The sequence below is a fragment of the Thiorhodospira sibirica ATCC 700588 genome (genome assembly GCF_000227725.2).
GTDB classification, from domain to species: domain Bacteria; phylum Pseudomonadota; class Gammaproteobacteria; order Ectothiorhodospirales; family Ectothiorhodospiraceae; genus Thiorhodospira; species Thiorhodospira sibirica.
The window spans coordinates 2,633,875-2,648,416 of sequence record NZ_MU255056.1; the positions used below are offsets into that span (position 1 = coordinate 2,633,875).

A 14,542-nucleotide genomic window follows, 5' to 3' on the forward strand; every position below is an offset into this window, starting at 1 on the left:
GGCCTGCTTTCCTAACCTTTGATGAGGGATTCCTGTTCATGCGCCTCGTTTCTCTATTACTACTCGGTATGCTCGCCAGCGGGCTTTGGTTCAGTGGCTTTAGTACAGCACAGGCCGTAGAAGCGGCCACCTGCGATTTACACCAAAGCGAATGCCGGGCACCGCTGCATACCGGCGAGGCTTTCGCGGTCCTATCCATCACCCCGCGCCCGATCAAAACCATGACCCGCCAGGAAATCAGCGTACAGCTAGAGGGCATCAGCCTGTCAGCACTGCTTATCGACTTCTCCGGCGTGGAGATGTTCATGGGTCTAAACCAGACCCGCCTGCAAGCAGATGCCGATGGTGTATTGCGCGGCTCGATCATCTTACCCGCCTGCATGAGCGCACAGATGACCTGGCAGGTCAAACTGTTCAGCGATACCGATAAAGCGCTGCTAACCGCCCCGTTTTTCTTCAAAACTGGACGATAGAACGACGTAGCGGCATCTTCACAGATGCCGCACCAGCTATGCAGGGATTAGCGGTCGCATTCACCGCCGATCATGTTGATCGAGCCGAAGGTGGCGACGATATCGGCGAGTTGGTAGCCTTCGAGCAGGCGGTGTAAGCCGCCCATGTGGACAAAGCTGGGGGCGCGGACATGCACTTTGTAGGGCGCGCCTTCGCCGGTGCTAATGAGGTAAAAACCCAGCTCGCCGTTGGGTGATTCATGGGCGCGATACACTTCGCCCGGCGGGACTTTGGGGCCTTCCATCACCAGTTTGAAGTGGTTGATCAGGGATTCGATTTCCTGATAGACGAGGGTTTTGGGCGGGAAGACGCAGCGCCGGTCATCGACGTTGATCGGCCCTTCCGGGAGCAGGTCCATGAGCTGGCGGATCATATAGACTGATTCGTCCATTTCGCACATGCGCACATAGTAGCGGTCGTAGTTATCCCCTTTAATACCTACCGGCACCTCAAACTCCAGCTCGCTGTAGGCCAGATAAGGCGTGTCTTTACGCAGATCCAGGGCGGCCCCGGTGGAGCGCAGGATCGGGCCGGTATAGCCCCAGTGAATGGCCTCTTGCGTGCTGAGCACGCCGATATTGCGCATCCGGTCGATGAAGATGCGGTTGCGATCGACCAGTGTATGTACCCGGCCCACAAAGGTTTCGTATTCCTTGAGAATTTCATCCAAGCGGCTGAGCCAGCCTGTGGGCAGGTCACAGGCCAGCCCGCCGATACGGCCAAAGCTGTGGGTGATGCGCGCCCCAGTGAGATCCGCCATGTGTTCATAGATGTAATCGCGGATGGTCATCAGGTATAAAAAGGCGGTCATCGCGCCGAGTTCCATGAGACCGGCGGCGGTGCAGGTGAGATGATCGGCGATGCGCGAATATTCTGACAGGAGGGTGCGCAGATAGCGGCAACGCGGGGTGATCTCGATATCCATCAAGGTCTCAACCGCATCGCAGTAGGCGAAGTTGTTGATCATGGCTGAACAGTAGTTCAGCCGATCCGTATAGGGGATGAGATTATGCCAGGTGTGATCTTCGCACTCTTTTTCAAAGCCGCGATGCAGATAGCCGCAATGCACATCCGCGCCCACCACTTTTTCACCCAACAAGCGGGTAAAGATCTGGATGGTGCCGTGCATGGCCGGATGTGACGGCCCCAGGCTGAGGATAACCTCGCCATCCTGGGGCGCGGCGTTAAGGGGGCTTGGCGGTATGCTGGAGGGATGCTGTGGCATAGGCGATCAATGCAATCCTGAGCCGTTAAAGGGCGCAGCAGGTCAGTTGAAATTCCAGGTCACGCCCGTTACCACATTGCTGCGGGCGTCCGAGCATATCGCCGGGTTCGAGAAAGCGGATGGAGAAGCGTTGCCGCCCGGCGCTGATTTCTGGATAGCAGGGAAAATCAAACGGCAAGATCACGCGCAGCATCTGCCAGGGAACGGTGTTATCGAGGGCCTGCTCAAAAAAACCTTGCACGGCAGTGACGCGACGCGGCTGGATGCTATTGCGAATCAGATCCAGAATCAGCACGATGGGTTCATGAATATCATAAAACGGTGCAGACCATTGACAGAGCAGCTCATGGCGCTGGGTTTGCGAGCGGGTCAACCAGTAATGATAGGCGGGCAGGTCAAAATCACAGGTGCCTCCGGGAATGGAGGTCCGCTTGCGAATGCTGTTAAACAACTCGTTGTTTTTAACGTACTGATCCAGCTGACCATTGATGGTGTGGATTTTTTCAATGAACAGGCGCTGACGATCCATGACTTCATGCAGCCGTTCCTGATCGACGGTAGGCTCCTCGGCCAGCCGCCCGAGATTGGCAATCTGGCGCTCCAGCTCTTTCATCAATTCGCGCTTCAAATCGATGCGATTGGTCAGATTGACCATCTCAATCAAGGTGCTCAGCGCCATGTGAGTGTCGATGCTGGTGTCTTTTTCCAGGCTGTGGTGAAAGCGCTGCGTGAGTTCTTCCACGCGCATAAACAATCGCATGCGCTCGTTGAGGGGTTGTTCGTAGACGACAAAGTCATTCACAGGCGAAACCATGGGTAAGTTGTGAATCGAGTAGTCGCTATTGTCTACTGTTAGGGCGAAATTGACAAACATTAGGATGTTTCCGGGTAAAACTTAGGCAAAGCGTGTCACCATCATCGCATCGTTAAAAGCATCCGCAACCGTATCAGCGCCGCTCACCTGTAAAAAGCACGGCCAGCGCTTTATCAGGCGGGGCCTCATGAGGAAGCCTTTTGTAAGGAGAATGGCGGTCTTTTAGGCCGGGAAGACAATGGGCGGCGGGCCAGATCAAGATAATGCCGATGCAGTGGACGGACTTGGTATTGCAGGCTCTGGGGCGTATGTTCATAGCCATTATCAATCAAATCGTGGGCACTGCACAGGCGTTGCATACGGGTACTTTGGGCATTGAGCATGTGCTGCACCTGTTCGGCAGAAAGCCCATCGCGAGCCATCACGCGCTCACGCTGCAAAATTTTCGGGCAGTCCACGACCAGGATGCGGTCAACCAGATCCTGCCATCCGGATTCGACCAGCAAGGGGATGACCATCATGACATACCGGCTGCGCGATTGCGCACGCAGCGCCTGCATGCGCTCGCGGATCAATGGATGCATTAGTTCATTGAGTGCCTCGCGGGCCTTGGCATCGGCAAAGATGCGGGCGCGCAAGGCGGCCCGATTGAGCTGGCCATCCGCCTGTAGAATCACCCGGCCAAACAGCAGGGTAATGTGGGCTAAGGCGGGTGAGCCGGGCGTGACCAGTTCACGCGCCACCACATCGGCATCAATGATTTCGGCACCCAACTCGGCAAAAAGCCGGGCAACCGTCGATTTGCCACTGCCAATCCCACCGGTCAGGCCCACGCAGAAGGGTAATAAGGGCGGTGGCCGCTTCAATAATACGGGCAGTGGTGTGTTCAAAATGCGCTACGCAGATAAAGCTGCATGATGTCTTCTCCCCACAGCAAGGCAATCCAGCCCGCAGCGGCCAGATAGGGACCAAAGGGCAGAGGAATATTGCGATCCCGCCCGCGCAGCAGGATCAAGGTCAAGCCCACGAGGGCGCCGGTGAAGGCCGAGAGCAAAATGATCAAGGGCAGCATCTGCCAGCCCAGCCAGGCCCCCAGCAGGGCAAACAGCTTGAAATCGCCAAAGCCCATGCCTTCCTTGCCGGTCAACAGCCGAAATGCCTGATACACCAGCCACAGGCTCATATACCCTGCGACCGCTCCCAACAGACTGCTGGTGGCATCGGTAAACAGCCCCGATAAATTCAGCACCAGACCCAGCCACAAAATGGGCAGGGTGATCACATCCGGCAATAAGGTGGTACGCAGATCAATCACCGCCAGGGCCAGCAAGGCCCAGGTCAGCACCAGCGCCGCCAGCGCCTCCCAGGACAGCCCGAAATACCAGACCACGACCATTGATAACCCGGCGCTGGCGAGTTCAACCAGCGGATATTGCCAGGAGATCCGGGTGCCACAGGCACGACAGCGGCCACGCAAAAACAGATAGCTGAGCAGCGGGATATTTTCCAGGGCGCTGATCTGATGATTGCAGTGCGGACAAGCCGAGCGCGGCACGATGAGATTATACGGCGTCGAGGCAGGCGGCTCGCCAGGCGGCGGGCCTTGGCTGGCCTCAAAGTAGCCATAGGCGTCCTGCGCCCATTGGCGTTCGAGCATGATGGGCAGGCGGTGAATCACCACGTTTAAAAAGCTGCCGATGACCAGACCCACAAGCCCGGTCAATAGCAGCAGCCAGAAAAGATCCTCCGCCAGGAAGGTTAAAATATCGCTCATCAGTAGGGGTATCCGTTTCGACATCTGCAGGCTTGCTGTCCGCAACGACAGCAAGCATCTGTGCAGATTATAGCGTATCGCAGAACCTGGCCGGTACCTAACGCGGCGGCTTGGCCGCGTTTAGGCGTGCTTCCAGCAGCTGCATGGTGCCCACGCTGGCCAGTCCGCTAATCATGATACTCATAAACAACCCGCTCCACGCCTGTTCCAGCAAGATAAAGCCGATCAGCGCCACCGCCAAAACCAGCTCCGGCACGCCTTTCCAGGGGTATCTGGCTTTGGCATGAGTGCCTTGCATCAGACCCTTGGGCGTGCGGACAAACTCACTTTGCCGTCCGATCAGGGCCTCAAGCACAGCGCGGGCATTCGATAACACCAAGCCACTGGTAAACATCAAGGACAGGGCAATCAGCACAAGGGGATGGGGTTCATGCGGCTCAGCGGGATCAGTGCGCCAGCGCTGGCCGGTGATTAAAAAACCGATGGTTCCGGCAAAACCCAGCACCGTCGCCAGAACGCCCAGAATCATCAATGCCGGATGCAACGCGATCTCTGCGGCCAGTAAGGGCAAACTCAACAGCAAGCACACCAACCCCAAGGGGAAAAACAGGCTTTGCCCCATCTGCAGACTGACCGCCAGCTTGTGCCATCCCGGCCATGCACTGCGCCAGATGGTTGGCGAGAGTTTCAGGGTGCATTGGGCAAAGCCCTTGGTCCAGCGGGCCTGTTGGGTACGCCATGCTTGGGCAGACGTCGGCAATTCACCCGGTACGCCCAGATCATGAAGGAATGCCGCCCGCCACCCGGCAAGATGCACCCGCATACTCAGATCCAGATCCTCGGAGAGGGTATCGCCTTGCCAGCCGCCTGCTGAATCAATGGCGCTACAGCGCCACATGCCACAGGTTCCATTGAAGGCCAAAGGCAAGCCGAGACGGGCACGGGTTTCCTGCTCCACGCGAAAATGCCCATCCAGCAACATCGCCTGCACCCGGGTCAAGAGGTTTTGTCGGCGGTTTGCATGGACCCAGCGACCCTGCACGAAAGCCAGGGCATGATCTGCCTCCAGTAAAGCCACCGTGCGGCGCAAAAAATCACGCGGCGGCATAAAATCTGCGTCAAACATGGCGACATACGGCACCTGTGGCAGTCGCTTCAAGCCCTCCGCCAAGGCCCCGGCTTTATAGGCATGGCGCTTTGTGCGGTGCAGCAATTCTACCTGCAAGCCCTGTGCTTTCGCCCACGCCACCGCCTGCTGACTGTGTATCAGCGAGCCGTCGGTGCTGTCATCAAGTATCTGGATATACAGCCTGTCGCGTGGCCAATCCAGTTGAGCCGTAGCCTCAAGCAAGCGTTGTGCAAGATCGCCCTCGTTATACAACGGCAATTGCACCAGTACCGCAGGCAATGCCGCCTCAGACAGGGATCGGGTGGGATAAACCCGCGTTGGAGCAACATGCCGCGCAATCGCCAAAAACAGCAGATTGCCAGACATCAACATCAGGCATACCAGCGCCACGCCTAAAAGAATTTGCAGCAGCGCATATACGTCAGTCAATGACATCAACATAATCTTTGCCAGTTGCCTCGTAAAAACAGGGAAATGGGGGGGATGAAACCGTTGGGTATGCGATGGCCTGAAGACAGTGCGACATCAAGCCAAGGGCAGATAACCGCGAAGACATGGCCTTGAGTGTCTGGATGACCGAACCAGCCACCCGCCTTAAGCTTTGACAATACGGCGCAAACCTGCGCCGTTTGCCGCTTAAACGGCGTTGGCCCGCTGCACCGATGACCACATCCACGCTTGGATCAGCGTGGCTAGTTTGACATGCTTTGCGTGAAAAGTGCGTGGCGCTCACAGGTATTTTTTATCTGTTGTGCAGATCTCCGGATTCTAGCATCTGGGCCGCTTGATCAGGTGGTTTTTAAAGGCCAAGATGTGTCAATATCAGGCTGCAAGCCCTACACTGATGACTGACCCGATAAGGAGGATAACGTGATCAAAAAACGTCGTATGGTTTTAAAAGGTACTCTGGCAGCCACTGCCGTGGGTGTTAGCGCGGGCACGGGCCTGTTGAGTGCCACCGCCCATGCCGCCCGGCCAGATAGCGCCTTTGCCAGCAGTTCATTTAATAGTGCGTTGCGGGCGGTTGCGGGAACCGAAAACCCCCTGGATGGTGATATTGCGCTGGACGCCCCACAGGTTGCGCAAAACCCTTCTTCAGTATTGATTACCATTGAAAGCACGATCAGTGGGGTGCGTGAGATTGCCTTGCTGGTAGCCCAGGGCAATGCCAGCCCGCTGAATGGGACCTATGTGCTAGGCCCCAATACCTTGCCCTATGTGGCTACCCGCATCAAAATGGCGGAAAGCAGCGACGTGGTGGCGGTGGTCAAAACCCGCGATCAGGCCTACAGCACCCGTACCCAGGTACTGGTGCCCGAAGGCGACGGCTGCGTATAAGTACATCAGGCTCTGAGGAGAATTTTTTATGTCCACCATTCGAGTTCGGGCGCAGATCAGCGAAGGCATTACCACGGTGCGGGCGCTCATCAGTCATCCCATGGAAAGCGGCAGACGGCGCGATGAACAGGGCCAGCTGGTTCCTGCACATTACATCACGGAAGTTAATGCCACAGTCAACGGTGAGCACGTCATCACCGCGTATTGGGGGCCAGCCGTGGCGCGAGATCCGCATCTTTCATTTAAATTCAGCGGTGCCAAAGCGGGGGATCAGCTGAACATTCGCTGGCAAGATAACCGGGGTCAACAGGACAGCGCAGAGACCACGATCAGCTGACCCGACGCAGCGGTTGTGGCAGGATAACACCCGCAAAAGCCAGCGCCAGGCTCTGCAGCTCTTCCCAAGGTCTGCCGCCTTGCGCCTGGCCTTTTAGCAAACGATCAAGCCGTGCGCACTGGCCAAGCAAAGCCTCCCAGCGCCTATAGCCTGCGCGCTTGAGTGCCGCCTGCATCAAGGGGCGCTGGATATAACTGCGCACCCCTTGCAAAATCGCCTCCAATGGCTCGCCACGCGCCTGACGAAAGGCCATCTCCGCCAGTGTGCGGGTCTCACGAGTTACCAGCCACAGCACCAATAAGGGTTCTACGCCTTCATCCTGCAAGCCTTGCATAATCTTGACAATGCGGGCGCCATCCGCTGCCAGCATGGCATCGCTTAGGTCAAACAGGCTGTAACGCGCATGATCGCCCACGGCACTGAGCATGGCCGCCTCATCGAGCGCGCCGCCGTGCGGATATAACAGGGCCAGTTTATGCACCTCCTGGGCGGCGGCCAACAGATTGCCTTCGCTGCGCTCCAGCAGCAATTGCACCGCCGCCGCCGAGGGTTGCAAATGATGTTTTTGCAGCCGCTGTTTTAACCAGGTCTCCATCTGCGCCGGTTTAAGCGGCATGCTTTGCACCCAGATGCCCTGTTTATCCAGCATCTCTACCCAGCGCGCTTGCCGGTCAAGTTTGCCGCACTGCACCAATAACACCACATCCTCAGGTCGCTGTTTGACATAAGCCTCCAGCATCTTGACCCCTTGGGTGCCGGGTTTACCTGTGGGCATTCTTAATTCCAGCAGCCGTTTGGCACAAAACAGTGAACGATGCTCCACGGATAACCAAAAGCCTGACCAGTCAAAACCGCTCTCAACCTCAAACACCTCGCGCTCATGATAGCCCTGCCCCTTAGCCACCGCCCGAATTAGATCCAGCGATTCCATCAACTGCAACGGCTCCTCGCCGCTTAACACATAAATCGGTGCAAGACCATGCTGGTGTAAATGCGCGCCCAGTTGCGCCGGTTTAAGTTGCATCGCTCCCCCCAAAGCAAAAAGGGGAGCTGAAAAGCTCCCCCCTGAATTACACAAACAACGGCGGCTTATTCGCCATACACCTGACTGGGAATCAGCAGCAGCGTTTTCCAGAACAGCTGCGCCTGCTGTGCAGTCAGCTTTTGCACGCCCATGTTATAGGTCACGGCACTTTTCACAGGCCGCTCCACCCCGCCGGTATAAGTATCCTTGAAATGGATGGTGCCGTTAATCGTGGAACGATTCGGCGTGCTCATGAAAAAGGCCTCTTCCCCTTGCGCATCGCCAAAGAAAGCCGCCTCATCCTGCGGACCGCCCTTATCCTCATTAAATACGACATTCAGCTCATAACGGCCTTCGGTATCACTGAGTTCCACCCACTTCATGCCGCCAGACACCACATCCTGGGTACCGCCATAGCTATAGGTGAGCGTCGGGAACCAGTTATCCGTTTCGTAGGAATACACCAGCTGGCCATCGACCACCGCCTCGGTATAATTGGCCGAAGGGCCAGCGGCCAGCGTCACCCGCTGAAACTTCACCGGATCCACATCGCCCAGCGTCACTGACACCTCACGCTCTCCCACCATGCGGGTGATCGTGGCGCTCTGTTTGGCCGCCGTATCCAAAGCCTCGCGCAGCGTGCTGGTGGCTTTCACGGGACTGGATACCACCACCCCGGCAAAACTTGAGGTAAAGGCCTGAGCGCGGCCCATCGCCTGCACTTCTATCCGCAAATTGGCGCGGCCTAAATCAACCCGCCCTTCACGATCTTTGGGCGCGGTGCCGACCACCTTACCCACGACCGCACGCTGGCTGGTATCCGCCGGGTTAATCACCCCAATATTGACATCATATTGGCAGCTCCCCTCTTGCAGCAAACGCCCCAAATGGCGCGAAAATACGTAGGGCACGCACTGGATACTGCCCTTGTAAAAGGTATTACCGACGGTGGCATCCAGTTGATAAAAATCCGCCACGCCCGGCTTGGGGGCGTCATTTTCCTGATTTTGTGGTAACCGCGAATGCCAGTCGATCACCATCGTTCCGGTGACATAGCCATCCTGGGTCACTGACTCATTTGCCAAGGTCGCCTGACTGGCCAACACCAGCCCTGAACCGGCAAGCAACGCAATGGATAAGGTTTTCAATGGGGTCTGCATATATCGCTCCTCGTTGTGAAAGGCCCGGCAGGCGCAAGCCGCCGGGCGTCTTTGTGCAATCCACACACTACTACATCAAACCGGCGATCCCAGCCCAAAGTTACGCAAGGCGGTACGGAAAGAATTAAAGGGACTGAGAACGGCATCAATCAAAATCACCGCACAACCAAACCAATGGAAAAAGGTCGGTGTCTCCTTCAGCGCAAAAATCATATACGACATCAGCACCGTTGCCACCACCAGGGCAAACACCGCGCTGAGAATATCTATCAGAAAGGCAAACTCGTTCACATCTCCAGACTTAAAGAACTCAAAAAATAACACCACCAGACACAAAACCAGGAAAATGTAACCAGCCACACCCGACATATCGATGTTGATGAAATGCACCACCACCATATACAAGATAATCGTCAGGGTCCAAGGAATCTTGCTAAAGGTTGACATCGTGCGCCCCGCAGGTCGAAGAGGGAGATTGACAGCCATAAAGGGAACCCCCGTTATGCAATAGAGTGAAATGACCCTCGCAGTATAGGCCACACCCACGCCACTTGTTAAGCCATTCGACAAGGCTTTGCCTGTGCTTCATGAAGCACAGGCCAGCAGACCGGCAACGAGGCCGCGGTGTTTGTCGTGCTATTGGCATAACCACATCTTCGAGATGTCCAGGCCGAGGCTCGGCGTTCCCATGGCGACACCCTTTTATTCGCTGGCTCCGATGCACAAGATTTTTTCGCCCCGGCGGCAGACTTTCACCGGACCATAAAGGGCATCCTGAGAGCGCAGGGTTTGGCCGTCCAGATGGAAAATGCAGTCAGAGTAAATCTCTTTGCGGGCAAGCACTTCCAGTACCTGGTGATTTTTGAATTCTTCATGCAAGGCATTGATTTCTTCATCCGTTTGGCTAATGCGCCGCCCCAGCTCCTCGGCTTGCAGCTTGAGGGTCTGCAAGATGTTGTATTTATTTTGCGGCAAATGCGGGGTATCAATGAACGGGGCGATCTTTTTATCAATGCTTTCCTTCATGTTGATGTAGCCTTGACGTTGGCTTTCCAGCTCTTCGAGCAGCTCCTCAAGCTGGTAGTCTTCACCGCTGGTGATGGTGGTGACGATATTGGCCTCGGTGCCGATGTAATCGGACTCAACCCCTTGCAAGGCGAGGATATGCCCGCCGACGATGCGGCCGTTATTGACAATCACCTTGCCGCGTGAGCGTACATTGGATTGATCAATGCCGCGTTCAACAATCACATCCCCCCCGGCCTCAATCTCGGCGTTTTGAATGAATTTGGCGTGGATGGTGCCGGCGGCGCGGATGTAGCCTTCCATGCCAATGATGCCGCCTTTGACGATAATATTGCCGCCACAGATCACCACGGCATTTTCAATATAGCCATCGATTTCGATATCTCCATCGGTCTCAACACGCGATTCAGCTTCGACATTTTGACGCACCACCAAGGCACCGGGATGGCTGATATTGCCGGTTTCCAGGCCAACGCTGCCGGGGATCATGTAGACATTATCCACCGCCAGAATCTGGTTGACAAAACGCAAACGCCCCTTGATGGCGGAGTAATATTCCCCTTTGACGGTATCCACCTTGACGTTTTTGGCCACCCGCAACTTGACATGTTGTGGTACCCGCGCCGGCAGAATACGGCCAAACACATCCACGCCGGCTTTGCCGGGCTGGGGTGGATGCAAGATGGCGAGCAACTGGTCATCACGCACCGACAGATTATTCCCGCGCTCGCGATAATCCACGCTCCCCTGATCCGGGTCAACGCTCATTTCATGGCTAAAAAAATCCTTGGCCCATTCCAGGCGGGCATCTTGCGGCTCAACCGGCGGGGTGCCGGTGAGCAGCACCTGCTCGTGCAGGCGCACCATCCGTGGTTTGTCTGCATAGGCAGATGGATTATTGTTCCGGGCTTGTTGTTCAAGTTCCAGCGCGGCGCCAATCATCAGATCGATATTCACCAGCGCCTCTTCCATGATGTTGTGCTTGCGACAGCCCATTTTTTTCAGGCTCTGCACCATATATTCCTTGAATTCATCGACCAGCTCCGCCTCAAATTCTGCATTCAGGGAAAGCGTGCATTTATCCGAGGACAGCATCATCTGTACGCTGCTGGTGTTCAGGCTGGGCTTGGGTGGTGCCTCAACGGCAGGCGCTGCCGCCTCTGCCGCTGTCTCGGCATCTGGAGGGTCTTGAGGGGGTGGCGCAGGGGCGGCCTCCTCGCCGCTGGGCGAAGTGACTTCGCTAACGGCAACGATTTGTGCAGACTCAGTGACTGATGTGGTGTCGTCCGATGAACTGTCCGTGGAATCCGTTTGCGGTGTTGCTGGGTTGTTTTCTGGGACTGAATTCATCATCGTAGTATTGAGGAAGCAGCGGTTTGGCCGCGCCTGGGATTACCCACCCCCCTCCTTCATATCGTTAAATAAGGTTAATAGCAACACGTTGGCAGTGCCTGCCAACCGATTTATGCAACCGCAGAGAAAAAAATGGTCAGCTTCTCATCCGCGCCCGCTGTAGAAAGCCGATAAGCAGCAGCAATAATAATGCCGGGACATACATCCATTGCGCTGCCGGTCGCTCGGTGCGCACCAGCACCGCACTGACGCGAGATCCCGGCTCCAGACCCAGACGCTCCGCCTGAGAGGAAAAATCCACTTGGGTGATGCTGACCTGACCGGCAAAACTCATCACCCCAAGCCCGGCATCTCTAAGCCGCTCCTGGGCGCTACCCTCAGACCCTAAAGCCAGCATCACCTGGCGCGTTTGCACGCGGCCATCCAGACTCAATCCCTCAACCTCAAGGCGCAGATGCGCAGCGGGTTTAAGGTCGTCGATGGTGGCAAACAGTGCTTCGGCGGGTGCCGCTCGAAACTCCGGCTGTAAGCGATCCAGCCACAGACCGGGCATGAATAAGGTCAGCGCAATTAAAAGCAGCGCCAATGATTCCCACCAGCGGCTGCGGGTCAGCCAGTAGCCCTGGGTGGCAGCGGCAAATATCAGCATCCCCACCAGTCCGCCAAATACGGTGAGCAGTAATTGCCATACGCTGTGTACCCCAATCAGCAGCAGCTGCGGATTGAAGACAAAGAAAAACGGCAAGGCCACGGTGCGCAGACTGTACCAGAAAGCCTGGATGCCGGTTTTGATGGGATCAGCCCGCGACACCGCCGCCGCCGCGAAGGAAGCCAGGCCCACCGGCGGCGTGACATCCGCCATGATGCCAAAATAAAACACAAATAAATGCGCGGCAATTAACGGCATCAGCAAGCCGTTAACCGCCGCCAGCTCGACAATCACCGGCGCCATTAAGGTGGCGACAATAATGTAATTGGCGGTGGTGGGTAGCCCCAGACCCAAGATCAGACAAATGAACGCTGTCAGAAACAGCATCAGGAGCAGATTGCCCCCGGAGACAAACTCGACAAAATCAGTCATCGCCAGGCCAATGCCGGTCATCGCCACGGTGCCCACGATGATCCCGGCGGCGGCAGTGGCTACGCCGATACCGATCATATTGCGTGCGCCCTGCACCAAACCCTCCAGCATTTCACGCACCCCGCGCCGGATTGCTGCGGGTACGCCGCGCTGCCGGGTAAACAAAACGCTGAGCGGACGCTGGGTCAGCAGAATGAAGATCATGAACAGCACGGCCCAGAAGGCTGACAGGCCCGGCGAAAGGCGCTCAACCACCAATGACCAGATCAGCACCACCACCGGCAACAGGAAATGCAAGCCGCCCAGAATCGTTGGCCCAGCCGCCGGCAAGATCAGAGTATCCCCATCTTCCATCGAGGTCGGCGGGATCTTACAGGCTATCCACAAAAGCCCCAGATAAGCCAGCAGCATCAAGGCCAGAATGAGATAAATCGCGGCTTCCCCGGCGACGGTTTTAATCCACCCCAGCCCGTAATACACCAGCGCCGCCAGAATAATCAGCCCGCTCAGGCTTAAACCAAACCCTACTAAACGCCCCTGCCAGGTACTCCCCACGGCCCTCGGCAGACCTTGCATGTTGGCTTTAAGGGCCTCCAGATGGACGATATATAAGAGTGCGGCATAGGAAATCACCGCAGGCAAGAAGGCATGCTTGATCACCTCGGCATAGGAGATGCCCACATATTCGACCATCAAAAAGGCGGCTGCCCCCATCACCGGCGGCATCAATTGCCCATTCACCGAGCTGCTGACCTCAATCGCCCCGGCTTTATGCGCTGGAAAGCCCACCCGCTTCATCAAGGGTACGGTAAAGGTGCCGGTGGTCACGGTGTTGGCAATGGATGAACCCGAGATCAGGCCGGTCATCCCGGAGGCCACCACCGCCGCCTTGGCTGGCCCACCGCGCAAATGTCCCAGCAGGGCAAAGGCCACGCGAATGAAATAGCCTCCGGCGCCGGCCTTGTCCAGCAATGCGCCAAACAACACAAACAAAAATACAAAGCTGGTGGAGACCCCCAGGGCAATCCCGAATACCCCCTCGTTGGACAGCCATTGCTGACTCATCGCCCGTCCCAGCGAGGCGCCGCGATGGGCAATCATATCCGGCATCCACGGCCCGGCAAAGGTATACACCAAAAACACCAGGGCAATGATCATCAAGGCCGGTCCCAGCACTCGCCGGGTGGCCTCCAGCAACAGCGCAATCCCGCACACCGCCACGAGCAGATCGCTCAAGGTCGGCGACCCTGGGCGTAGTGCCAGCTCGCGGTGATACAGATACAGATAGGCCGCACAAAAAGCCCCGGCAAAGGCCAGCAGCCAGTCATTGAGCGGTACCCGGCGCGGATCTTCCGGGCGCAAGGCGGCATAGGCCAGCAGGCCATTGAGCAGCGCCAACATCAGCAAAACCAGCGGGCGGCCGGAATCCTGGGTATATTGATACAGCGCCAGCAGCACAAAGCCCAAGGCAGCCAGCACATACACCGGCCCGATGAAGCTCGCCCCGTTGCCCAACGCCGGACGGGCGGGAAACATCAAAAAGGCGAGGAAAATGGCAAAGGCCAGATGAATCGAACGTGCCTGGGTCTCGCTGACCATGAACACATCGAACCAATACGGCAAAGGCGAGGCAATCCACAGCTGAAACAAAGACCAGGCCAGCGCGGTGAGATAAATCAGCCGCCGCGTCAACACCCCTGGCTCGCGCCCACCTGAGTCTATTTTGTCAAGCGCCAGGGCGCCAGGAGCTAGCTTAGTCATCGGAGTC

General features: G+C 56.8%; 13 protein-coding genes. 3 read left to right on the forward strand and 10 right to left on the reverse strand.

The window, feature by feature from the left end:
- The first annotated feature begins 38 nt into the window (after nucleotides 1-38).
- Nucleotides 39-473 carry a hypothetical protein gene (locus THISIDRAFT_RS12245; RefSeq protein ID WP_006786345.1) on the forward strand — a complete coding sequence of 145 codons (435 nt, stop codon included), beginning with the start codon at nucleotides 39-41 and terminating at the stop codon, nucleotides 471-473.
- A gap of 47 nt (nucleotides 474-520) precedes the next feature.
- On the opposite strand, the gene nuoD is transcribed toward THISIDRAFT_RS12245, so the two are convergent.
- From nuoD to THISIDRAFT_RS12270, 5 genes are all read right to left on the reverse strand, one after another.
- Nucleotides 521-1,738, reverse strand: coding sequence for an NADH dehydrogenase (quinone) subunit D (gene nuoD, locus THISIDRAFT_RS12250; RefSeq protein ID WP_006786344.1), 1,218 nt, complete (start codon nucleotides 1,736-1,738; stop codon nucleotides 521-523).
- A 25-nt stretch (nucleotides 1,739-1,763) separates the two neighbouring features.
- Complete coding sequence (zapD, locus tag THISIDRAFT_RS12255; protein WP_246585391.1) at nucleotides 1,764-2,540, reverse strand: cell division protein ZapD; 777 nt, start codon at nucleotides 2,538-2,540, stop codon at nucleotides 1,764-1,766.
- A gap of 197 nt (nucleotides 2,541-2,737) precedes the next feature.
- Entirely contained in the window at nucleotides 2,738-3,442 is a 705-nt protein-coding gene (gene coaE / locus THISIDRAFT_RS12260) for a dephospho-CoA kinase (protein ID WP_006786341.1), read from the reverse strand.
- On the reverse strand, nucleotides 3,439-4,326 hold the full coding sequence (locus THISIDRAFT_RS12265; RefSeq protein ID WP_006786340.1) for a prepilin peptidase: 888 nt from the start codon (nucleotides 4,324-4,326) through the stop codon (nucleotides 3,439-3,441). The genes coaE and THISIDRAFT_RS12265 overlap by 4 nt, the downstream gene beginning before the upstream one ends.
- 97 nt (nucleotides 4,327-4,423) lie before the next feature.
- Nucleotides 4,424-5,890, reverse strand: a complete 1,467-nt coding sequence (locus tag THISIDRAFT_RS12270) for a glycosyltransferase family 2 protein (RefSeq protein WP_139063948.1) — start codon at nucleotides 5,888-5,890, stop codon at nucleotides 4,424-4,426.
- A 435-nt stretch (nucleotides 5,891-6,325) separates the two neighbouring features.
- Between THISIDRAFT_RS12270 and THISIDRAFT_RS12275 the strand changes: the two genes are divergently transcribed.
- Together THISIDRAFT_RS12275 and soxZ are read left to right on the forward strand one after the other, a co-directional pair.
- On the forward strand, nucleotides 6,326-6,793 hold the full coding sequence (locus THISIDRAFT_RS12275; protein WP_006786338.1) for a thiosulfate oxidation carrier protein SoxY: 468 nt from the start codon (nucleotides 6,326-6,328) through the stop codon (nucleotides 6,791-6,793).
- A gap of 28 nt (nucleotides 6,794-6,821) precedes the next feature.
- On the forward strand, nucleotides 6,822-7,130 hold the full coding sequence (soxZ, locus tag THISIDRAFT_RS12280; protein WP_006786337.1) for a thiosulfate oxidation carrier complex protein SoxZ: 309 nt from the start codon (nucleotides 6,822-6,824) through the stop codon (nucleotides 7,128-7,130).
- On the opposite strand, the gene holA is transcribed toward soxZ, so the two are convergent.
- The 5 genes from holA to THISIDRAFT_RS12305 all read right to left on the reverse strand — a co-directional run bounded on the left by holA (nucleotide 7,123) and on the right by THISIDRAFT_RS12305 (nucleotide 14,535).
- The gene (gene holA / locus THISIDRAFT_RS12285) at nucleotides 7,123-8,154 is read right to left on the reverse strand and encodes a DNA polymerase III subunit delta (RefSeq protein WP_006786336.1); all 1,032 of its coding nucleotides are present in this window, start codon (nucleotides 8,152-8,154) and stop codon (nucleotides 7,123-7,125) included. The two genes, soxZ and holA, sit on opposite strands and share 8 nt — an antisense overlap.
- Before the next feature lie 65 nt (nucleotides 8,155-8,219).
- Nucleotides 8,220-9,314: a hypothetical protein gene (locus THISIDRAFT_RS12290; protein ID WP_006786335.1), complete on the reverse strand. Its 1,095-nt coding sequence runs from the start codon at nucleotides 9,312-9,314 to the stop codon at nucleotides 8,220-8,222.
- Nucleotides 9,315-9,389: 75 nt separating this feature from the next.
- Nucleotides 9,390-9,800 (reverse strand): hypothetical protein, encoded by a 411-nt coding sequence (locus THISIDRAFT_RS12295; RefSeq protein WP_040851445.1) that lies wholly within the window; start codon nucleotides 9,798-9,800, stop codon nucleotides 9,390-9,392.
- Between the two features lie 216 nt (nucleotides 9,801-10,016).
- On the reverse strand, nucleotides 10,017-11,693 hold the full coding sequence (locus THISIDRAFT_RS12300; protein ID WP_083824556.1) for a DUF342 domain-containing protein: 1,677 nt from the start codon (nucleotides 11,691-11,693) through the stop codon (nucleotides 10,017-10,019).
- Between the two features lie 136 nt (nucleotides 11,694-11,829).
- Nucleotides 11,830-14,535: a TRAP transporter permease gene (locus THISIDRAFT_RS12305; RefSeq protein ID WP_006786332.1), complete on the reverse strand. Its 2,706-nt coding sequence runs from the start codon at nucleotides 14,533-14,535 to the stop codon at nucleotides 11,830-11,832.
- Nucleotides 14,536-14,542: the final 7 nt, after the last annotated feature.

Coding starts and splice junctions, on each gene's coding strand:
- THISIDRAFT_RS12245 (WP_006786345.1), top strand. CDS start 39: ATGCGCCTCGTTTCTCTATTACTACTCGGTATGCTCGCCAGCGGGCTT.
- nuoD (WP_006786344.1), bottom strand. CDS start 1,738: ATGCCACAGCATCCCTCCAGCATACCGCCAAGCCCCCTTAACGCCGCG.
- THISIDRAFT_RS12265 (WP_006786340.1), bottom strand. CDS start 4,326: ATGAGCGATATTTTAACCTTCCTGGCGGAGGATCTTTTCTGGCTGCTG.
- THISIDRAFT_RS12270 (WP_139063948.1), bottom strand. CDS start 5,890: ATGTCATTGACTGACGTATATGCGCTGCTGCAAATTCTTTTAGGCGTG.
- soxZ (WP_006786337.1), top strand. CDS start 6,822: ATGTCCACCATTCGAGTTCGGGCGCAGATCAGCGAAGGCATTACCACG.
- holA (WP_006786336.1), bottom strand. CDS start 8,154: ATGCAACTTAAACCGGCGCAACTGGGCGCGCATTTACACCAGCATGGT.
- THISIDRAFT_RS12290 (WP_006786335.1), bottom strand. CDS start 9,314: ATGCAGACCCCATTGAAAACCTTATCCATTGCGTTGCTTGCCGGTTCA.
- THISIDRAFT_RS12295 (WP_040851445.1), bottom strand. CDS start 9,800: ATGGCTGTCAATCTCCCTCTTCGACCTGCGGGGCGCACGATGTCAACC.
- THISIDRAFT_RS12300 (WP_083824556.1), bottom strand. CDS start 11,693: ATGATGAATTCAGTCCCAGAAAACAACCCAGCAACACCGCAAACGGAT.
- THISIDRAFT_RS12305 (WP_006786332.1), bottom strand. CDS start 14,535: ATGACTAAGCTAGCTCCTGGCGCCCTGGCGCTTGACAAAATAGACTCA.